We start from the raw sequence: 22,453 nt of genomic DNA, 5'->3' as shown, positions 1-22,453 counted from the left end.
GACGAGCCATCTCACGTTTCGCATGTAGTCCCTCGCGCTTGCCGCTCATCCTGCGACATCGCGCCTTTTCCGCTGTACGAGGCATTCGCCCCGCTTTCGACGCTGCGCGATCGTGTTCGGATCGCACGGAGGGGTTGCGCATGCCCAGCGCCCGCGCATGGGCGAAATCCGCTTGCGGTAGCGGGCTCACGCTGTGTGCAGCGACAACAGGTGCGCTGGCCCCCGCGGCTTTCATGGAGAACCGCGTCATGAACTCCGTCCTGGCAGGCTTCCCTTCCGCGATTGACCTGCTGCCGCGAGCGCGTCCCGTTCGTGGCAAGAACCATGTATTGAAGCGCGTGCTGCTCGCCACGCTATGTGGCGCGACCCTCGCGTGGGCGGCTGCCGTCTCAGCCGTTGCCGGCGATCTCTCGCAACTGCTGCCGCCGGCTTCGTTCACGGCTTCGACCGTGCCGCCTGACGGCGACGGCAATCCCTATGGCGTCGCCTTCGTACCGCAAGGCTTCCCGCAGTTCGGCACCATCGCTGCGGGCGACTTGCTGATTTCCAACTTCAATAACGCACAAAATCTGCAAGGCACCGGCACGACGGTTGTCAAGATCGTGCAGGGCGGTAGCCCGGCTGTGTTCTTCCAGGGCGCCCCCGGCCTTGGCCTCACCACTGCGCTCGGCGTGCTGAGGGGCGGCTTCGTGCTGGTTGGCAACGTGCCGACCACCGACGGCACATTCGCGACGATCAAGCCCGGCTCGCTGCTCGTGCTCAATCGTACGGGCAGTCTCGTCGCGCAATGGACACCCGCCACGGCCGGCATCGATGGCCCGTGGGATCTGACCATCTTCGATCAGGGCGATCGCGCGAAGATCTTCGTGTCCAATGTGCTGAATGGGACGGTGGTGCGTCTCGACGTCGCGATCGACAGCAGCGGCGTCCATCTGCTGAAGAGCACGCGCGTCGCGTCCGGCTATCCGTTCCGCGGCGATCCGGCGGCGCTCGTGGTCGGGCCGACCGGGTTGGCATACGATCCGCAGCGCGACGTGCTCTATGTCGCATCGACGGTGGACAACGCGATCTTTGCGGTATTCGGCGCAGGGAATAGCCAGCACGATGGCGGCAAAGGTGTGCTGATCTATGCGGACAACAAGCACCTGCACGGGCCGCTCGCTCTCGCGCTCGGACCGAACGGCCATCTGTTCACCGCCAACGGCGACGCGATCAACCCCGATTCGAAGCGGCCGAGCGAGATCACCGAGTTCACGCCGCAAGGGCGGTTCGTCGCGCAGCTTTCTATAGATCCGCAGCCGGGCGGTGCATTCGGCCTCGCATTCTCGCAGCCGCGCGACGACTCGGCGCGCTTTGCAGCGGTCGACGACAACGTGCCGAACATCACGACCTGGACGCTGCCGTTCGACGATAACGGACAGTGACATAGCCGATGCTCCGACGACGGACAAGGCGTCGGTAAGCCGCGAAGCGAGCATCGCCCGCGATGCTCGCTGCCGTGCATGCCGCGGGTCGTGCGCTTCCCGCGGAGCTTCATGAATTCACGTCCTGGTTGCGCAGCCAGCTTGGGGCGACAGGCCAATAGAAAATCTGCGAACCACCATCGGAACGGTCCGCAGTCACGCGCTCTATCGCGACCAAAGAACCGCATGCGCTCCAGAGTATCCTGCGATCTCGCCGCGATTGTTGATCCCCCGAGCGACGCTCTGAGTGTCGCCGGCCAGCACGCCCAGATCGATCATCCGCCCGTTTTCAAATAGAAACGCGTGCACGTCTCCGCTTGCGATGGACGACCAGCCGATCACTTCACCGCGCTCGTTGATTCCGTTAGCGGCACTGGTGGTGCCGCCGGGGAGCGTGCCCAGGTCCGTCACCTTCCCCTTTTCGAACAGAACGGCATGCGTGTTTCCGTTTGCGGCGGACGACGAGCCGACTGCCTGGCCGCGCTCGTTGATCGAGTTAGCGGCACTGGCATTGCCGCCGGGCAGCGCGCCGAGGTCGGTCATCACGCCGTGTTCGAACAGAAAGCCGTGTTCGTTGTTCGTGCTATTGGTGGACCAGCCGACGATCTGGCCGCGATTGTTGATCCCGTAAGCCGCGGCGTAGGCGCCGCCGGGGAGCGTGCCCAGGTCGGTCATCACGCCGTTTTCAAGCAGGACGGCGCGCGAGGCCCGGCTTGCGTTGAACGACCAGCCGACGATCTGGCCACGGTCGTTGATCCAGTCGGCGGCGCTATTGTCGCCACCGGGGAGCAGGCCCAGATCGGTCACCGTCCCGTTATCGAACAGCGCAGCGTGTGGATACCCCGTCGCGATGAACGAGTAACCGACCGCCTGACCACGATTGTTGACCGACAAAGCGCCAGCACTTTCATCGCCGCCGGGGAGTGTGCCCAGGTCGGTCACCGTACCGTCGTCGAACAGGGCAGCGTGTTGATTCCCGGTCGCGGTATACGCGTTACCGACAACCTGGCCGCGCTCGTTGATTGAGACAGCCTGACTGACGCCGCCACCGGGAAGCGTGCCGAGATTCCGGATGTGGATACCTTCGCCTGCGGCGGGCTGAAGTGCGGCCACCGCGACCAGCGTGAAACCGATCAGGACGCGGGGAACGTCGTGCACATCGCGGATGAACTTGGGTGCGGATTTCATGGTGATCCTCTTTTCTGGCATATGACCCAGATGCGACCCAGATCGCGAACCGGCTCGCGACCGGCAATCTGGTCGTCAGTGCGTCGAAGGGTTTCTGGCTTGAGGGCGAGAGCGTTGCGACATGATTAGCGGACGACCACGCAAAGCGATCCCGGACCAACCAGCAGCGTGGCCTGTTGCCGCTTCAACCGAAGCGGCTTCTCATGAGCGAAAAGAGACGAGGAGCGGGCAGGGGCCAGTTGCCTGCTAAAGCGAGCTGAACTTCTTTCTGATAATTCGCTACTTGTCAGTCAGGGGCATACCGTCGATTCGTGAGCGGCACGAAGCGATACACCTTGCGTCTCAATGTAGGCGGAGGTCGACGGGAAGTCGAATTTTTTTGAGCGACCCGTGAGCACCGAAGTAGCTGCTTTGTTCATTCACAGGAACGGCGCAATGTTCACCACCGCACGCGTCCTTCTCCCGACGCGCAATGAACGACGTGGCCAGATATTGCAAGGCGAGGCAACCGCCGGTGGTCGCGACGTTTCGCCTCACGTCCTCTTTGAGCCAGCCGGGCCCGACCCGCGATGTTCATTCATCGGGGAAAAAACCCGCAAACCTGTCCAGATGTTCGAGCGCGATGCCGGACCCGCGCACGACGCACGTGAGTGGGTCTTCCGCGACCAGCACAGGGAGCCCTGTTTCTTCGGCAAGCAGATGATCGAGGTTGCGCAGCAGCGCGCCGCCACCCGTCAGCATCATGCCGCGTCCGGCGATGTCGGCGCCGAGTTCCGGCGGCGTTTGCTCGAGTGCGATCTTCACGGCCGACACGATCTGGTTCAGCGGATCGGTGAGCGCTTCCAGGATCTCGTTGCTCGATATCGTGAAGCTGCGCGGTATGCCTTCGGACATATTGCGGCCCTTCACTTCCATTTCCCTGATTTCGGAACCGGGGAACGCCGAGCCGATTCCCTTCTTGATCGCCTCGGCCGTCTGCTCGCCGATCAGCATCCCGTAGTTGCGGCGGATGTAGTTAACGATCGCCTCGTCGAACCGGTCGCCGCCGACGCGCACGGAGCCTTTGTACACGAGGCCGCCGAGCGAGATCACACCGACCTCCGTCGTGCCGCCGCCGATATCGACGACCATCGAGCCGGTCGCTTCCGACACCGGCAGGCCGGCGCCGGTCGCGGCGGCCATCGGCTCCTCGATCAGGTAGACCTGCGATGCGCCCGCGCTATGCGCGGCCTCCCTGATCGCACGCCGTTCGACCTGGGTCGAGCCGCACGGCACGCAGATGACGATGCGAGGCGACGGCGCCAGCAGGCGCGCCTCGTGCACCATCCGGATGAACTGTTTAATCATCTGCTCGGTGAGATGGAAGTCGGCGATCACGCCGTCTTTCATCGGACGGATGGCTTCGATGTTGCCCGGCACCTTGCCGAGCATCTTCTTCGCTTCCTTGCCTACCGCGAGGATGGTCGTCTTTCCATTGGGACCGCCTTCCCGACGAAGCGACACGACCGATGGCTCGTCGAGGACGATGCCACTGCCGCGCTTATAGATCAGTGTGTTCGACGTACCGAGATCGATCGCGAGATCGTTGGAGAAATAGCTGCGCAAAAAACCGAACATTCAAATTCCTGTCTGGCCGGAAGCCGGGCGGGCTGGGCTAACACGTGAGGGCATGGGGATGCCGGGTGCCATGTATCGGCGGGAGCTACGACAGTTCGCCGCGATACCGGCTAAAGGGATGACTGGAATTCGCGCCTATACCGCGGGGTCGAGGATCAGATCGATCGAAGTCTGGCCGGCGATTCTTGACGCTGCACGAGACTCTTCCACTGCAGCGGGTAGGTCGATCACGAAATCGAGTAGTGGTTCTGCGGACCGCTTACGTACCGGCTCCTCGCCATTTCGAGCAGCTTCTCGCGAAACCTGTCGAAGGCATCGAGTATCGCGCGCTCGTCATTGCCCACATCGGGCTGCAGACTTTTCAGCATCGCGTCGTCGACGTCGAACGTGATTTCGCGCGAATTATCGTATCCCCAGAAGCTGACGCAATGACGCCCCGCATCGTAGCTACGGCTGGGATTGGGGAATTGAAGCGCCATGATCAGGTTTTGTCGCTCGTGACCGTATAGCGCCACTTGCTCGCGCGTGAATCGATGGAGGCGTAGCTAGTACGTCTCGCGTCGGCGCGCAGCGCATCCGCTGTTTCGAGGCGTCGAGCCAGGGTCGTGCGCTCGAGCGCGTACTCGCTCTGGGGGGTAGTCGATCGGGGAGCGGGTTTGATGGGTGATGGCATGATTGTCCTTGCAGCAGTTAGGCGCGCAAGGCGACCGTTCGACCCACTGTATACCCTTTCAAGGGCTGCCAGTGCGCTTTCTAGCCGTGTCGAATGCAGGGGGAGAAAGAACGCAGACCGCAGTCTGCGTCATCGATGGTGGGCTACTTTTTCTTGGCCGGTTCGCTGGATGCCGGGGTCTTCAGTGACGTCGCCGTCCTGGAGATGCCTCCTGCAGGAAGCGTCGGTTTCTTGGGTTGCTTCGGTTTCTTCGCCTCTTTATTGCCGCGTAGTTGACCTTTTGCCATCGTGCTTCTCCAGTTTTTGCCGGCCGCAGCGGCGACCGCACCTTCGGTCATTTTGGGCGCATTCGCGAGGGCTGTCGCGATCTATTTTCCGAAGGAGCGGGCAGCAGCCGCGCGTCATCTCGTGTTCGAGATATCGACAAAGCGCAAAGAAATGCATGCGAAAAAATGCCGACGATTCCGGCCTTGAAATTGAGATATATCGGCAACGTCGTGAATCAATATCCAGAGACGACAGATAAATCATGCCTTCTCTCTATTCGATTTCTGCTTCGCGCAAACGATTGCCTGGTTATGAAAAAATTCAAAATGAATAAACTGCGATGCAGAAAGTTATTTGAAAGTAAATATCTAGAAATTTCTCTAAAGTTTTCGTAATTTCCGCCGACATGTATCGAATGAAAGCGCGGCGAGCGGGTATGCCGCGCCAGGACCACACTAACTAAACGGGGCGTTGCCGATGGCAACGCAGTCAAGCAGCATGTCCAGGCGGCCTTCGATATGGCGTGCCGGTCGCGGGGGCCGGCGCAGCGCATATCCCTTTGCATTGTTCCTTTCTGTCGTGCCGCTTTATACGTTTGCGGCAGGTATCGTCGCGGACGGCGGAACTGCCACGTCTGTTTCCACTGCGGCGAGCGGCAGACAAACCGTCAATATCGCGCCCTCGGTAGGCGGTGTATCGAATAACACGTATAGCCATTTCAACGTCGGGAGTGCGGGTGCCGATCTGAATAACGTCGGTATCAATGCGCGGACTATCGTCAATCAGGTGACGAGTACCGATCCGAGCGTTATTGCGGGCCAATTGTCGGTGCTCGGTTCGAGAGCCAACGTCGTATTGGCCAATCCGAACGGGATTACCGTAAATGGCGGTTCGTTCGTCAATACGGGACGGGTCGCGCTGTCGACCGGCCAGGTCAGTTTCAACGACATCCAGATCGGCTCCGTGCTGCAGCGAAACGTCGTGCTCGACACCCATACCGGGACCATCGTCGTCGGTCCGCAGGGTTTGTCCGGCGCGCTGATCGCACTCGATCTGATCGCGAAGAACATTCTGGTCCAGGGGCCGCTCGAGAACACGTTCACATCGTCGACGGCGAATGTCCGGCTGCTGGCCGGCACGAGCAACGTCACGCTGAACACCGGGCTGTCGCCGAACGATAACGGCAACGACTGGCTGTCGCTGAAGCCGTCCACGTCGCCGGACACCGCCAGTTCGTTTGCGATCGATATCACCGCGGCGGGCAGCCTCACGAGCGGTCGCGTGCAGCTCATCGTCACCGACAAGGGACCGGGCGTACGCAGCGCTGGCCCGATGAACGCGACGCTCGGCGACTTCACGCTGTCGTCGAACGGCGAGGTCCAGTTCTCGAACACGACGCTCGCCGCGAACGGCAATCTGAACCTGGCGGTGCAGGACGCGCTGAGTGCGTCGTCGATGCAGATGAAGGTCGGCGGCACGTCGACGATCTCGGCCACCGGCGCACTCGATTTCGCCGGCACGTCGCTGCTGACGAACGGCGGCGTCGATCTGAGCGGCGGCGGCGTGGCGCTGCACCCCGAGGGCAATAAGCAGACGGTTATCGCGTCGTCGACCACCGGGGTCGTGATCAAGAGCACGGGGGATATCAGCAACATCGGTTCGCTGGTTCAGGGGCAGACCCAGACCACCACCGACGTCGACTCGAAAGGCGCGGTCACGCTGACCGCGGCCGGCAACGTGCTGAACCAGTCGACGCCGGATTCGCCGCTCGGCATTCTGTTCGGCGTCGCCGGCGACGTCGTCGTGAATGCGGGCGGCGACATCACCAACGAGGACGCGCGGATTCTGTCGAACGCCAACGTCGCGTTGACGGCGGGCGGCGACCTGAACAACGTCATCGACCATTCGAGTGGCGTCGATGGCGGCGCGGCGATCGGCTACTCGAGCCACAGCTGGCGTTTCGGCTTTATCCCGCGTCATCAGAACGGCTTCACGGTCGACTACGGCTCGCTCGCGGACCCGAACAAACTGTCGTACATCACAGCCGACAGCGGCAACGTCACGATCTCCGCGAAGAACGTTTCCAACGTCGGCGGTTCGATCCTGTCGAACGACGGCAACATCTCGATCACCGCGCGCGACAGCCTGCTGACGCAAGGCGTCTTCACCGGTCAGGCCTCGTACAGTCAGACGTGCTTCATCTTCTGCAGCTCGAGCGCGTCGAGTTCGGTGCAGGCATTCGGCGGTGTCATCGAGGCCGGCCAGAACATCGACCTCCATGCCGGCACGCAGATCACGAATACCGGCGGCACCGTCGTCGCGATCGGCACGCTGAAGCTCGATGCACCGAAGACGCTTGCTCAAGGCGTGCTCGGCTATACGGTCATCAACCGTCGCAACGATCTGAAAGAGTGGTTCGGCAACTCGTGGTCCGCGATTTACGCGGCCGACACGGGCGGCATCTTCAACGGCGGCTCGGGTCAGGTCGAACTCACCGGTGAAGCGGACATCGACGGCGGCGCGTTCAACGCGCCCGGCGGTATCCATGCGGCCGGTGGCGTGAATACGATTCGCGTGCCGTACCGGGCGCCCGTGACGATCGGCGGTCACAACCATCTTGGCCTCGTGTCGTGGTTCGGGCTATGAGGTACGGACCGTCACTCCCGCTCGGCGGCCTCGCCGTCGCGCTCGCCGGCATTCATGCGCCCGCGGTCGCGCAGACGCCTCCGGCGTTGCCTCCCTCAGCGCTCAACGGGTTTCCGGGCCGGGCCGAGCAGGATCCCGCGCAACGCCTGTTGCAGGAGCAGCAGGACCGTCAGCGGCGCAATGAAATCCAGCAGGCGCCCGCGCAGATCGCGGCTCCCGTCCCCGCATTGCCGAATCTGCCGGAGGGCGCGGACGTCGACACGCTGCAGGACGTCGAGCCGACCTTCGAGATCGATCACATCGAATTCATCGGCGATCAGGTGCTGGGCAAGAGCGAACTCGAGCACATCGCGAAGCCGTTTCTCGGCAAGCGACTCGGCCGCAACCGTATCAACCTGCTGCTGCGTCGTGTGACGGAAGCGTTCATCGCGCACGGCTACATCACGACGCGCGCGTATCTCGGTGCGCAGAATCTCGCGTCGGGCACGCTGAAGATCAACGTCGTCGCAGGCAAGGTTTCCAGGTTCACGCTCAACAACAAGCCGCTGCGCCCGTCCGACCCGAATGCGCCGTGGTACGCGACGAACGGCGGCGGTCTCGTCACCGACGCCGGAACTGCCTGGGCGTTCGGCGACAGCGTCGGCGACACGCTGCGTCTTCCCGATCTCGAGCAGGGCGTCGACCAGATCAACCGGTTGCGCCGCAATCAGGCGGAGATCCAGATTCTGCCTGGCGAATCGCCCGGCGATTCTGTCGTCGCGCTGACCAATCGCTATGGCGACCGAACCTTCTACAACCTCGGCATCGACAACTACGGCAGCTCGCAAACGGGCACGCTGCGCTATCGCGGTGGCATCGAGGCGGACAACCTGATCGGTCTGCAGGAGTCGCTGTCGTTCAACTACGTCGGTACCGAGGACAGCAACGCGGTGGTGTTTTCCGCCGCTGCGCCGTACGGCTACCAGACCTTCAGCTACACGACGTCGCTGTCCGAATACCAGCAGACGATCGGCGACACCGCGTTGCTGCAAGGGCGCACGTTCAGCCAGATCCTCGGCTGGAACGACGTGCTCGCGCGTTCGCGAACCGGGCGCACGAGTCTCGACGTCACGCTCACCAAAATGCGCACCGAACGCAGCGTGAACGGCATCGACCTGTCGCCGCAGGACCTGACGGTGCTGCGCGTCGGCCTGAACGGTCTGCGCCGTTTCGTCGTGCACGACCAGGGCGCGGCGGCTACCTGGGACGTCGGCGTATCGCAGGGTTTGCCGTGGCTCGCGGCGAGTCACGACGGCTCCGACCTCGGCAAGTCCGACGCGCACAGCCAGTTCACGAAGCTCGACTCGACGCTCACGCTGCAGATGGCGCTCGGCACGCTGGCAGGCAGCCAGTGGGCGTACCGCGGCACGCTGCGCGCGCAGCTCAGCCGCGTGGCGATGTTCGGCAACGAGCAGATTTTTCTCGGCGGCATGGACTCGGTGCGCGGCTTCACGGAAGGCGGCATCAGCGGCGACACCGGTGCGTATCTGCGCAACGAAGCCGCGTGGCAGAACGTGCCGGGCTGGCACGACGCCCACATCGAGCCCTACGTATTTCTCGACGGCGGCAAAGCCCATCTCGTCGCGCAAGGCGGCTGGCCGACGCTGGTCGGCGCAGGCATCGGCGCACGTGCCGAATGGCGTCACAACGCACAAACCATCACCGGCGAGCTGCTGCTCGGTCAGGCGCTGCTGCAACCGGCTGCGCTCGGCCGGAAAGCAACCGTGCTGCTCGCCACGCTCAACTGGTCTGAATAACGGAGGTTATATGGCTCGTTCATTTTTGTTGTTTCCCATCGATCGCCACGCGGCGGCCATCGTGCTGTGCGCCGGGCTGTCCGTGCTGACCCCGCCGGCACACGCCGTCAACAAGCCGTCGTCGAGCAAGCCCGGCGTCGCCGCGGCGGCGGTGCCCGCGTCGGGGCCGTTGCCCGCCAATGCGGTCGCACGCGTCAACAACGTGTTCATCACGCAGGACCAGGTCAGCGCCGCGCTGAAGGCGGTCAATGCGCCCGATACGCCTGCCGCACGCACGACGTTCAAGAACCAGCTGATTGCACGCGAGCTGTTCCGGCAGGCCGCCGCGAAGCAGCACTACGACACGCGTCCGCAGGTGCTCGCCGCGATGGAGCAGGCCAGATCGCTTGCGATGACGCAGGAATTTCTGCGCGATCAGGTCAAGCCCGTGCCGGTAACCGACGCGGACGTGAAGGCGAAATACGACGCGATCGTCGCGACGCTCGGCGACAAGGAATACAAGCCGAGCGTGATCGCCGTGACGGATGAGGACACCGCGAAGACCGTGCTCGCGCAGCTGAAAAAAGGCACTGACTTCGCGCAACTCGCGAAGCAATACAGCAAGGGACCGGGCGCCGCGCAGGGCGGCGCGATGAACTGGGTGTCGTTCAAGACGCCGGTGCAGCAGGGCGCGACGCAGGGGTGGCCCGAGCCCGTCGCGGACGCGCTGACGAAGCTGTCCCAGGGCGCGGTGACGGCCGCGCCGGTGCAGGTCGGCGACGCATTCTGGATCGTGAAGGTGGACCAGGAGCGCGCGACGCAGATCCCCGACTACGACACGATCAAAGGCCCGTTGCGTCAGCAGCTGGAGCAGGTCGCGTTGCAGAAGGCGACCGCGCAGGTCGTCGTGGATCTGATGAAGAACGCCGTGATCCAGCAGGACGACAGTACGCAGTAACGCCGAAGTGAGGCGATGAGCAGCGGGCGGGGAATGTCCCGCTGCCGGAACGAAGCCGGTCGATGTGCGTGCTTCGTATCGAACAGAAAAAGACGGTAAAAAAACGAGAACATCATGCGAGTTTCGACGCGAAACGCCTTGCGACAACTTGAGCGCGTGCAACTGCCGCGAGAAGAACTGCGCAGCGGACTGACACGCGCGTCCGGCTACGTCCGGACCATCGCCGGCGCGGCACGTTCATACAGCCTGTGGCAGCGCGCCGTGTCGGCGGTCGTTGCCGCGACGCTGTTCGTCGGGCCGCTGACCGTCACGTTCGAGCAGAGCGAATCGGCCGCGGGTCTGCTCGCGAGCGGCAGTCATCGGCTCGACGACAACGCATGGCAACGCATTCAGGATCTCGCATGGTTGCGGGTGCGGTTCGCGATGCAGGAGGCGATGGCCGCGCCCATCGTCGACCCGACCGCACCGATCTCGTTCCAGCCGAAAATCACGCAGACCACCGGCGCGAACGGCGGCGTCCCCGTCGTCAACATCACCGCGCCGAACGCGGCCGGCATTTCGCTGAACCAGTATCAGACCTTCAACATCGATCCGGTCGGGCTGATCCTCAACAACAGCCTGCTGTCGGGCACGTCGCTGACGGGCGGCAACGTCCAGGCCAACCCGAATCTCGCGGGACGCACGGCGAGCGTGATCGTCAACCAGGTGACGTCGACGGGATCGGCGTTCGCGAGTCTGCTGAACGGACCGCTCGAAGTATTCGGCGCACCCGCGACCGTGATCATCGCCAATCCGAACGGCATCACGACGCGCGGCACCGGCTTCACCAACACGATCGGCGTGACGCTGTCGACGGGCACGCCGCAATTCGTCGGCGACCTGAACGGCACGCAGACTGATTTCGCGCATGCGCAGGCGGTCGGCTACAACGTGACTGGCGGCCACATCCAGATCGAAGGCAACGCCGGGACCAACGGCCCGGGCGCGGGGATCGAAGGGACGGTCGGCACGATCGACCTGATCGCCGAGACGATCGGCATCAACGCGCCGCTGTACGCCGGCACGCGCATCAACACCGTGGCTGGACGTCAGTTCGTGTTGCCGGTTTCGGTGACCGACGCGGGCACGACCTATTCGACGTCGACGAACGGCGCAACGAACACGGCTGCCGCGATCAACAGCGCGAACGGCACCGCGAACAACGGCCTCGCGATCGACGCGACCGCGTTCGGCGCAATGACCGCCGGCCAGATCCAGATCATCAGCACGGCCGCAGGCATGGGCGTGCGTACCGACGGGCAGCTCGCGGCGAATGCCGGCGATCTGCAGCTGTCGGCGAACGGCGACGTGTCGATCGCCGGATCGGCGGTGCAGCAACAGGCGACCGTGCAGTCGACCGGCAACGTGTCGATGAGCGGCCCGCACGTCGGCGTCGGCGGGTATTCGATCAATGCGACCGGCGACGTGACATCGACCGGCACGCTTCAGTCCGGAGCGAAGCTGAACGTCGCGGCGGGCGGCAACGTCAACATCGCGAATGCGCAGTCGACCGGCGATATGACTGTGTCGGGCGGCGCGAACGTCACGCTCGGCGACGTGCAGGGCGGCGGCGTGCTGGCCGTTAACGCGGCCGGCAACGACGGCGCAGGCGACGTCGATCTGAACGGAACCTCCGTCGTGACTGGCGCAACGACGTTGTCCGCCGCCCGCGACGTCAACGTCGCGGGACAGACGAACAGCAGCACGCTGCAGGCGAACGCGCAGCGCGACGTCAACGTGAATGCCGCATTGCAGACGTCCGGCGACCTCGCGCTCACCGCGACGCACGGCAACGTCGCGATCAACGGGACGACGCACAGCGGCGCGAACCTCGCACTGTCCGCAGGGCAGGACGTGCTCGCCGCATCGCAGGTCACCGCGCAGAACGCGGTGACGGCGACGACCGGCCGCGATCTGCAGGTGAGCGGATCGCTTGCGAGCGGCACGACGCTGAATGCAACGGTTGCGCGCGACGTATCGGTTGCGGGATCGCTTCTGGTTGGCACCGACGCACAGGTATCGGCGGCACGCAATCTCGATGTGTCCGGCGTGTTCATCGCGCAGCACGACGGCGCGTTCAATGCGCAGCAGGACATCACGGGCAGCGGTTCGATCGCGTTCGGCCAGACCGGCGCGCTGACCGCCGGTCGTGACGTCGCGCTGACCGGCAAGCTGCTGTCGAACGGCCTGACCGTCGACGCGGCGAACAGCGTCGCGCTGGCGGGCCTGCAGGCGGGCGGTGCGTTGTCGGTGACGGCCAATGGGCTCGCAGGCGGCGGCGACGTCGTGTTCAACGACGCGGTGGCCACCGTGGGCGCAACCCATGTCGACGCGGCACGCGACATCGTCGTCAACGGCACGCTCGCAAGCGGCTCGCAAACCGCACTCACCGCGCAACGCAACGTCGACGTTGCGACCAGCGGTACGCTGCAGTCAGTCGGCGATCTTGCAGTCACCGCGACGAACGGCAGCGTGACCTCGACCGGCACGTTGAACGGTGCGTCGAATCTCTCGGTGAACGCGGCGCAGGACGTCGCGCTGACCGGCGCGACGAGTGCCGTCGGCGGCATGACGGTCGCGGCGGGTCACGATCTGACCATCGGCGGTGCGCTTGCGGGCCAGGGGACAGCAACGCTGACCGCGGGACACGACGTGGTCGCCGGCGGCAGCAGCGGCTTCACGGGCGATACGACGGTCACGGCGGCGAACGACTTGTCGGTGACGGGCGCGCTTCAGGGCAATGCCGTGTCGCTGACGGCTGGCCATTCGGTTGCGCTTAACGACGTCGTGTCCAACGCTGCGCTGCAAGTCGCGGCGAATGCCGGCGACATCACGGTCGGCGGCACGGTCACGTCGCTGTCGAGTGCCGCGCTGAACGCCGCGCAAGCCATCGCGGTGAACGCGGGCGGCACCGTACAGAGCGCGAATGCGCTGTCGCTGACCGGCGGTGGCGACACGTCGATTGCGGGCACCGTGCAGTCGAACGGCGACGTCACGCTGAAGAACGCGAGCGGCAACCTGACGTCGACCGGCAACATCCAGTCCGGCGGCAACCTCGTCGTCGATGCGGCGCAATCAGTCGATCTTGGGGCGCAAGGCACGTCGTCGCTTGGCGACATGACGATCACCGCAGGCCAGAACCTGACGATGAACGGCTCCGTCGTCGCGCAGGGCAACGGCACGCTGAACGCCGGCAATGCGATCGCGGGCGCGGCTGCCATCGCGCTCGGGCTGAACGCGAGCGTCGGCTCGGGTGGCGACACGAACCTCACCGGCTCGCTGCGCGCGGGCACCGTACAGACGACGGCCGGTGGCTCCGCGTCGCTGCACGACGTGCAGGCGGCATCGACGCTCGCATTGAACGCGACGAACGACCTGAACGTGACGGGCGCCGTCAGCGGCGGCGCAGCCGTGGCGTTGAACGCAGGCCAGAACATCGGCATCACCGGTTCGATCCAGTCCGCGAACGATACGACGCTGACCGCGCAGAACGGCAGCGTCAGCTCGAGCGGGACCGTCGCGAGTAACGGTGCGCTGAACGTGCAGGCCGGCACCGACATCGCGCTCGGTGGGACGACGAGCGCCGCGCTCGATGCGACGCTGAACGCGGCACGCGACGTCACGGTGACTGGCATGCTCGCCGGCCTCGGCAATGGAAACATCGTGGCGGGTCGCGACATCGGCGGCGCGGGGACGATGACCTTCACGCAAGCGGCCACGCTGAATGCGGGCCGCGATGTCGCACAGGGCGGACTGATCCAGGGCCAGTCGGTGCAGGTCACGGCGGCGGGCAATGTTGGCGTCAACAACGTCGAATCAACCAGCACGATTGCGTTGAATGCGAACGGCACGAACACGTCGACGGGCCCGGGCAATCTGACGATCAACGGTACCGCCGCAGCGGCGGGTGCTGTAACGGCGACCGCGCAGAACGACGCATCGGTCGCGGGCAAGATTGCGAGCGGCACGACGACGACCATCGACGCACAGCACGACATCGATGTCGGCGGCGCGATCGAAACGGTCGGCGATGCGGTGCTCAACGCGCAGCAGGGCAGCCTGAACGCGACGGGCGGCATCAACAGCGGCGGCAAGCTTGACGTCACGACGGGTCTCGACCTCTCGCTCGGCGCGAGCACGACCGCCGTCGGTGATGTCACGTTGAGCGCCGGCCGCGATGCGATGCTCAACGGCCTGCTGGTCGGACAGGCGAATGGCTTCGTCACCGCCGGCCGCGACATGACCGGTGCCGGCACGCAGTCGTTCACGCAGGCAGCAAGCTATACCGCGCAACGCGACATCGCGTTGACGGGCGGCGTGCAGGCGAACGTCATCAATGCGGTGGGCGGCGACAGTGCGGCACTGCACGACGTGAACTCCGCGACCACGCTGAACGTGACCGCGAACGGCAACGCAGGCGCAGGCGATGCCGCGATTACCGGCACCGCGACGGCACCCGGCGCGGTCACGTTGACCGCTGCGCGCGATGTGTCGATCAGCGGCTCGCTGACTGGCGGCAATACGCTGACGCTGGCTGGACAGCGCAATGTCGTCGTCAGCGGTACGGTTCAAAGCGAAAGCGACCTGACCGCAACCACCGCCACCGGCAGCATTCTGCTGACCGGCATGACGACCACGCTGGGTGCACTCGGCCTGACGTCTGCGCTCGATACGCAGCTCGGCGGTCAGATCAATGCGACGCAGGGGGTCACCGTACAGGCCGGCCGCGATATCGCGTTGACGGGGGCGCTGGCTGGCCAACTCGGCGGGACGTTGACGGCGTCGAACGATATCAGCGGTAGCGGCTCGGCCGCATTCGCTCAAGCTGCGACGCTGAGTGCCGCACACGACCTGACGTTGACCGGCGCATTGCAGGGTTCCAGCGTGGCGGTCACGGCCGGCAACAACGCGGGGCTCGGCAGCGTGCAGGCTGTGACCGGCAGTCTGTCGGTGACGGCGAACGGCAACGCGGGTGGCGGCGACGTGACACTGGGCGGCACGGCGACCGCGCTCGGCACACTCGCGCTGCAGGCGGCACGCGATGTCACGGTGGCCGGTGCGATCAACACCGGCGGCACGACGACCATCGATGCCGCGCGCAACCTCACGCTCGCCGACGTCAACTCGGCAGGCGATCTGACGCTCGCCGCGACGACCGGCAACGTGAGCGCAGCGAACGTCACGACGCAAGGCAACCTGACCACGAACGCCGGGCAGGCGCTGACGTTCTCGGGTGCGACGACCGTCGGCGGCAATGCACAGTTGACGTCGGGCGGCGACATGACGCTGACCGGCGGCATCGCTGCGCAGAACGCCGGCACGTTGAATGCGGGCGGTTCGATTTCCGCCAGCTCGGTGGCGTTCGGTCAGCAGGCGACGCTGAACGCGGGCAACAGCATCGCCGTGACGGGCACGGTCGCGACCAACGGCGCGCTCGCCGCAACGGCGGGCAACGATCTGTCGATGGGCTCCGCGCAGGCGGGCGGCACGCTCGCGCTACAGGCGCAGGGACACAATGGCGCGGGCGATGTGAAGGTCGGTGGTTTGCTGGCGTCCGGTGCGGCGACCACCGTTACCGCGGCACGCGACGTTACGCTCGGCGGCAACACGACGAGTGCCGACCATCTGACGATCACAGCCGGTCGTAACCTCACGGCGAACGGCGCGATCGGCGCGAACAACGATACGTCGCTGACCGCGACGACCGGCAACCTGAACGTCACCGGTTCGATTTCGGACGTGGGCAACCTGACTGCGAAGTCGGGTGGTTCGCTTGCGCTCGGCGGTGAGCTCGTCAACGGCGACACGACATTAACCGCGGGAGGTGGCGCCGTACTTAATGGCGCATTCCTCGGACTCGGCCTTGCAACGATCAATGCGGGCGGCTCGATAACCGGTGGTGGCGCGTTGACGTTCGGCAAGGACATCACGATCGGCGCGGGCGGCGGTGTGACGCTCGGCGCGATTCAGGGTGCGGGGGCATTCAACGCGACGTCGGGCGGTGATATGTCGTTCGGCGCTGCTACCGTGGTCGGCAACCTGGCGGCGAAGTCGACGGGAGGCAGTGTCTCGTTCAGTGGCGATGTGCAGTCGGGCGGTAACGTGCAGATTCTGGCGTCGAACAACGCGTCGGTGACTGGTGCGGTGTCGTCGATGGGGAACGTGAGCGTCAATGGCACGCATGGGAATGTCACGGTGGCGGGGGTGTCGTCGAATGGCGATACGACGTTGGGGGCGGGGCAGACGGTGACGTTGAGTGGGAGTAGTACGGTCGCCGGTCAGTTCACGCTGAGCGGCAGCAACGTAACGTTGAGCGGCGCGCAAGGCGGTTCGAAGAACGTGACCGTCACGGCGCAGGGCACCATCGACGCGAGCCACGCGTCGATGGTGTCGACAGGGAACATGCAGTTCACCGGTACGAACGTGACGCTGGGGTCGGCGATCGTCGGCGGGACGTTGACGGCGAACGCGTCGAATCAGTTGTCGCTGGTGGGCGCCGCAGTGGACGTGGTGGGCGCGGCGACGCTGACCTCGGGGAACGGGTTTTACAACGCGAGCAGCGTGCTGTCGGGCGGTGCGTTGTATGTATCGGCACCGAGCCTGACCAATGCGGCGAACGGGTCGCTGGCGTCGGCGGCCACGACGACGATCAATGCGACGAACTTCGCCAATGCGGGCATCGTGAACGGCTCGACGACGAACATCACCGTAGGCGGTGGGCTGACCAACGTCGGCGGTTCGCTGATGGGCGTGAATGGAATCTCGATCACAGCAGCGTCGTTGAACAACCAGAATGGCCTCATTTTCGCGGGCAATCCCAACACGCCTAACGCTCCGGTGACCGGCGACGTATCGGTGACGGTTACCGGCGGCGACGGTTCGTTCTACAACGCTGGCGGCCAGGTGCTCGCGCAGCGGAACATGAACCTCGGCCTGTCGAACATGGCGTTCGATCCGTCACAGGGGACGATCAGCCAGGGCGGCCAGCTATCGATTACTGCCGCGTCGATCAACAACACAGGTACGTGGAATTTCGGCGGACAGGGCGTGACGTTGACGGGCCTGAATGGCATCAACAATTCCGGCACGATAAACGGCACGGCGCCATTGACGCTTTCCACCAATGGCACGTTCACGAACACGGGACTGGTAACGGGGAACGACGTGACGTTCAACGGTGCGTTGAACAACGTGGCCGGCGCGGTCATGCACGCGGGCGACGCGCTTACGCTTAACGGCAGCGTCACCAACAGGGGCACGCTTGAAAGCGCCGGCAACCTCACGTTCAACGGTGGCGGCAACTACGACAATCAATCCGGTACGACGCAGGCGAACGGCAGCATCGCATTGAACACCGGCGGGACGGTGTACAACACGGTCGGCAGGATTACGGCCGGCAGCGATATCAACATCAATGCAGGCGCGGTCATCAACGATGCGCTGCAGGGACCATCACAGACGACGACCGAACTGGTCGGTGCATCGGCCGATCCCAATCTGCTGACCAATATCGTCGTGGGGACGCTGACGAGCTGGGGCTGCATGTTGAGCCAGGGCGACTGCTATCTGCAATCGGGTACGTCGTCGGCCACGATCGGGTCGCTCAAACCGGATCAGACCGGCGGATACATCGATGTCCACACGGGCGGCACCATCTGCAACGGCGATTCCACTGCCTGTCAAAACGTCGAGGTCGGCACCACGGTGCCGGGACCCGTTCAGCAAATCGCATTGCCGGGGATCGACCGGACAATCACGGCGCCGGGCACGGTGTCGCCCGGCGTGATCGCCGCGGGCGGTAGTGTCAATATCACGGCAGGCACGCTGTCGAACGCAGGCAGCACGATCTCTGCAGGGCTCGATGTCAATCTGAACATCCAGTCGCTCAACAATGCACCGCTGAGCAATTCAACCGCGACGATCGTCGACACGGTCGACCAGGCACAGCTCAATGCGTTCATGGCACAGATGAAGGCGCTGGGTGTCGTCGGGATTTACGGCACTGAGCACGTCGCCATATCCGAAACAGTGGTTCCGGAATCCACCGTCGCATTCAACAACACGGCCAATGTCCCGCCGAGTTCCGTCAGCACGGATACGTCGTTCGGCTCGCAAGGGCAGATCGTAGCCGGCAGGAACATGACGTTGTCCGGAGGGAATCTGGTCAACGGCGGCTTGCTCTATGCGGGCAACAACTTCAACGCGAGTGCGGCGCAGTCGTTCACCAACCAGGGTCAATATAATTCCGTCTCGACGACGCAGCCCGGCAACAACATGCGCGGCGGCAATCCGAACAACACCACGTTCTCGTATGCGCAGCAGAGCGCCACGGTGTTTGCTGGCAACGATCTCGTCATTGCTGCAGGCCAGATCAACAACACCTACGGCAGCCTGCTTGCGGGCCATGACATCGTTATTGGCGGAGTAGGCAGTACGGCGAGTTCGACCAGGCCGGCACAAAGCCTGAACAACACGTCGGGCAACATCGTCGCGGGCCACGACATCACGTTGAACGTATCGGGTGCGATCACGAACGACTTGCCGCCGCCCGTACCCGTTCACCAGAACTATGGTGCCCAGGAGCAGTACAACGGCTGCATGACGGCAGGCGGCTACAAGGAAAGCTACTGCGAAGCCTACGTCGACCAGCAGTCGGGCAATTCATCGGTGATCAGCGCGGGCAATAACCTGCAGATCAATGCCGGGACGCTGACCAACATCGGCAGTCTGATTTCGGCCGGGACGAGTGCATCGATCAACGTCGCGGGCCCCGTGGTGAACGAAGCCCAGACGTTGAATGCCTACTGGCACTCGCACTGGGTGCAGGAGACCGGCGACTTCAGCCCCGACAAGCGCCATGACGTGTGGGCTTGCGGGTCGGTGGCCGAATGCACCGCGCTGTACGGGAGCGCATACACCAACGCGGGCGGCACGATCGATCCGCCGACGCCCGTGGGCAATATCGCCGCGACGATTCAGGCACCGAACCTGTCGATTACATCGGGCGGAGAGATTCAGAACGTCGGCAACGTGGTCGGCACGTCCGTCTCGCTGACGGGGCAGAAGCTCATCAATGGCATCACGACCGCGAACACCTACACGCCGCGTGTCAATGCGCCGTCGCAGGTCATTTCATTGAGCGCAGTGAACCTGCCGGGGCTGAACCTGACGACGCCGAGCACGATCGGTGGGCAGTTGCCTACGCCGGTGGCGGGTAAGGCGTCGTACATCGAGGGTTCGCTCAGTGGCTCGACGCTCGGTGCGCTAGGTCCGCAAACATTGCTGGACAACCTGCCACCGAACCTGCAGCCGTCCTCGACGCTGTTCTACTACAGCCCGCAGGCGGAAGACCTGACGCTGCAACAGGCAGCACTGCAGCAGACAGGCCAGGCCAGTTTCCTGAATGGATTGTCTTACGACAGCAAGACCAACCTGTCGGTCACCGATCAGGAAAAGGCGATCCTGTATCAGAACGCGCTCAACTACGCGGAGCAGAACAACCTGCAGCTGGGCGATGCGCTGTCGCAAACGCAGATCAACGCGTTGACCCAGCCGATGCTGTGGTATGTCGAGCAGACCGTGCCTGATCCGAGTTGCATCTCGACTGGCGTGGTGACGTGCCCGACGATTACCGCATTGATGCCGCAGGTCTATTTGCCGCCGAACTGGGATGCGATGTCGGCGGGCGGAAATATTCTCGGCCAGAACGTCACGCTGAACTTCAACCAGGATGGGAACGGCAGCATCCTGAACACCGGCAATATCGATGCAACGGGAACGTTGACGGTCAATACCGGCACGCTGACCAATCAGGCGAACCAGGTCAACGTGGGCGATATCTGGCAGTACATCGCGGCCACTGGATACGAAAAGACAAGCGGCACCGAGGTTCAGCCAGGCGGATTCATGAGCGCGGCAAGCATGGATCTGAACGTGCAAACGCTCAATCAGATCGGAGGCGCACTTCAGTTGCTGGGTAGCGATGGGAACGTCGACCAGACCAGCACACAGCAGTTGCTAGCCGGCCTTCAGCAACAGCTTGGTAGCAGCTTCACGCAGACGAGCGTGAGCGATCAACTGAATACGAGCTTTACCGCGATGGGCGGATTTGGGGCCGCTGACATCGTCGGGATGGCGTTTGCGGTTGTGGTATCGATCATGTCGTTTGGCGCGGCGACTGCGGAGATCGGCGCAGCGTTCGGCACGGCCGCCGGCAGCACCTTTGCCGCAGGCACAGCGGCTACGACTGCGGGACTCGGCAACATTGCGGTGTCGGCCGCGATTGCCGGATTGACATCGAGCGTCGCTTCGCAACTGACGACAACCGGCAGTCTGAACTGGGGCAGCGCATTCGAAGCCGCCGCCGTGGCAGGCATCACGGCGGGGCTGACGAACGGCATTACGTATAACGGCGACAGCGGACTTGACTTTACAACCGGGCCATTGGCAGTCGGCGGCCCGACGAGTTCGCTCGCCAGTCTTGCTGGCGTCAACCCGTCGATTGGCAGCACGGTGAATCAGGCCACGAGTTCGTCTGCATCGACACTCGAGCAGCGTGCGATTGCGATGCTGGGTGAAGCCGGGATTTCGGCAGGCGTGAGTTCGACTATAGAGGGTGGGAGCTTTGGTACGGCATTCAAGGATGCGCTGACGCAGGAAGCGGCAGCGGCGGGGGCTTATGCGGTTGGGCAGGCGAATGCTGATGGTGTTTTCGGGACGGGGTTGTCTGGAGAGTTGGGCTATATCTCAACGCATGCTGCTCTCGGATGTGCCGCATCAGCCATCGAAGGGACTGGATGCGCTGGTGGTGCGATTGGTGGCGCGGCGAGCGCGGCGTTCTCACCGGATTTCATCAAGGCGATTGATCCTACGGGAGCGGCGCTGAATCCCGCGCAACAGGCGGCACTGGCCGGGTTCGCTACATTGATTGGCGGGGTTGGGGCGGGCCTCGCTGGGCAAGATGCACAGGCGGGTGCCACCGCTGCAGAAAATGAGGCGTTGAACAACTCGGGCAATCAAGCCCACATACTCGACACGATCAAGAACGGTGGATTGCTTGGAACTCTGTTGTTAGCGGCCTATACCCTTATGCCCGCGTCGCCGGGTAACCCAGTGTCACAGGCGATTGGGTCGTTCGTTGTTTCGACCGCACAAGGTGTTGCGTCGCAGATTCAGGCGAATGCCGGTGGACACCAGCCACCGGACGCGAATTCGCCGATAGAGGCAGACAATGGCAATCCGCCGAATACGGGTGGGGCTCCAGTGACGCTGCCGGTGGTGCTTTGTGTGCCCGATATGGGATGTGTGATGACCCCGCCTCTGGTCTCGCCGGGACCACCGAACAACGTGCCGAGCAATGCGATATTGTCGAGCGGGGACAGTGGGGGTGACAGTGGTTCGAGTAGTGGTACGAGCGGTCAAGGTGCCACAGACAATCCGACCGGTCCGCAAAATCTCGGGAACAATGTCCAGTTGTACCCGGATGGTAGTCTCAGAACTCCGGACGGGAAATTTGCAAGTGTCTCGGGAAGTCCGCCACCCGGAACAACAGCCGCGTCGCAGTTTGCGGATTTGCTGAGCAGCAATGGCATCAACGTTGTCGGTGAGGAGGTGGTGGTCAATGGTCCGCTTGGTCCGCGGCGTTACGATATTGTTACGCAGGACGCAAGTGGTGCTTTGCATGGAATCGAGGTGAAAAGCGGTGGTGCAACCCCGAATACATATCAACAATTTGCGGATCAGTTCGTAAACCAGTTTGGTGCCACAGCCGCAGGGCGATTCGCCGGAAAGAGTGTAAGCAGTGCGACGACGGTATACGTTCCGTAAG

At 63.8% G+C, this 22,453-nt stretch carries 9 protein-coding genes; 5 read left to right on the top strand and 4 right to left on the bottom strand.

The features are described 5' to 3' along the window. Window positions 1–248: 248 nt before the first annotated feature. A complete protein-coding gene (locus ACREXZ_RS00975) occupies window positions 249–1,424 on the top strand; it encodes a hypothetical protein (RefSeq protein ID WP_431762147.1) in 1,176 nt (391 codons plus the stop codon). A gap of 204 nt (window positions 1,425–1,628) precedes the next feature. Here the strand turns inward: ACREXZ_RS00975 and ACREXZ_RS00970 are convergent, their stop codons facing one another. The 4 genes from ACREXZ_RS00970 to ACREXZ_RS00955 form a co-directional block, all read right to left on the bottom strand. After that, window positions 1,629–2,651 (bottom strand): DUF3466 family protein, encoded by a 1,023-nt coding sequence (locus ACREXZ_RS00970; RefSeq protein WP_431762146.1) that lies wholly within the window; start codon window positions 2,649–2,651, stop codon window positions 1,629–1,631. 573 nt (window positions 2,652–3,224) lie between these two features. Beyond that, window positions 3,225–4,268, bottom strand: a complete 1,044-nt coding sequence (locus ACREXZ_RS00965) for a rod shape-determining protein (RefSeq protein WP_431762145.1) — start codon at window positions 4,266–4,268, stop codon at window positions 3,225–3,227. A gap of 227 nt (window positions 4,269–4,495) precedes the next feature. Beyond that, the gene (locus tag ACREXZ_RS00960; protein WP_431762144.1) at window positions 4,496–4,747 is read right to left on the bottom strand and encodes a DUF1488 domain-containing protein; all 252 of its coding nucleotides are present in this window, start codon (window positions 4,745–4,747) and stop codon (window positions 4,496–4,498) included. A gap of 337 nt (window positions 4,748–5,084) precedes the next feature. Then, window positions 5,085–5,279 carry a hypothetical protein gene (locus ACREXZ_RS00955; protein ID WP_431762479.1) on the bottom strand — a complete coding sequence of 65 codons (195 nt, stop codon included), beginning with the start codon at window positions 5,277–5,279 and terminating at the stop codon, window positions 5,085–5,087. 427 nt (window positions 5,280–5,706) lie between these two features. Between ACREXZ_RS00955 and ACREXZ_RS00950 the strand changes: the two genes are divergently transcribed. From ACREXZ_RS00950 to ACREXZ_RS00935, 4 genes are all read left to right on the top strand, one after another. After that, window positions 5,707–7,854, top strand: coding sequence for a filamentous hemagglutinin N-terminal domain-containing protein (locus ACREXZ_RS00950; protein WP_431762143.1), 2,148 nt, complete (start codon window positions 5,707–5,709; stop codon window positions 7,852–7,854). Further along, window positions 7,851–9,650 (top strand): ShlB/FhaC/HecB family hemolysin secretion/activation protein, encoded by a 1,800-nt coding sequence (locus ACREXZ_RS00945; protein WP_431762142.1) that lies wholly within the window; start codon window positions 7,851–7,853, stop codon window positions 9,648–9,650. The genes ACREXZ_RS00950 and ACREXZ_RS00945 overlap by 4 nt, the downstream gene beginning before the upstream one ends. Before the next feature lie 10 nt (window positions 9,651–9,660). Continuing rightward, on the top strand, window positions 9,661–10,587 hold the full coding sequence (locus ACREXZ_RS00940; protein WP_431762141.1) for a peptidylprolyl isomerase: 927 nt from the start codon (window positions 9,661–9,663) through the stop codon (window positions 10,585–10,587). 114 nt (window positions 10,588–10,701) lie between these two features. Continuing rightward, window positions 10,702–22,452 (top strand): beta strand repeat-containing protein, encoded by an 11,751-nt coding sequence (locus ACREXZ_RS00935; protein ID WP_431762140.1) that lies wholly within the window; start codon window positions 10,702–10,704, stop codon window positions 22,450–22,452. Window position 22,453: the final 1 nt, after the last annotated feature.

The organism is Paraburkholderia sp. (assembly GCF_050742655.1).
Classification (GTDB): domain Bacteria; phylum Pseudomonadota; class Gammaproteobacteria; order Burkholderiales; family Burkholderiaceae; genus Paraburkholderia.
The sequence above is the reverse complement of the archived record's forward strand: the minus strand, read 5'-3'. Positions and strand labels throughout refer to the sequence as shown.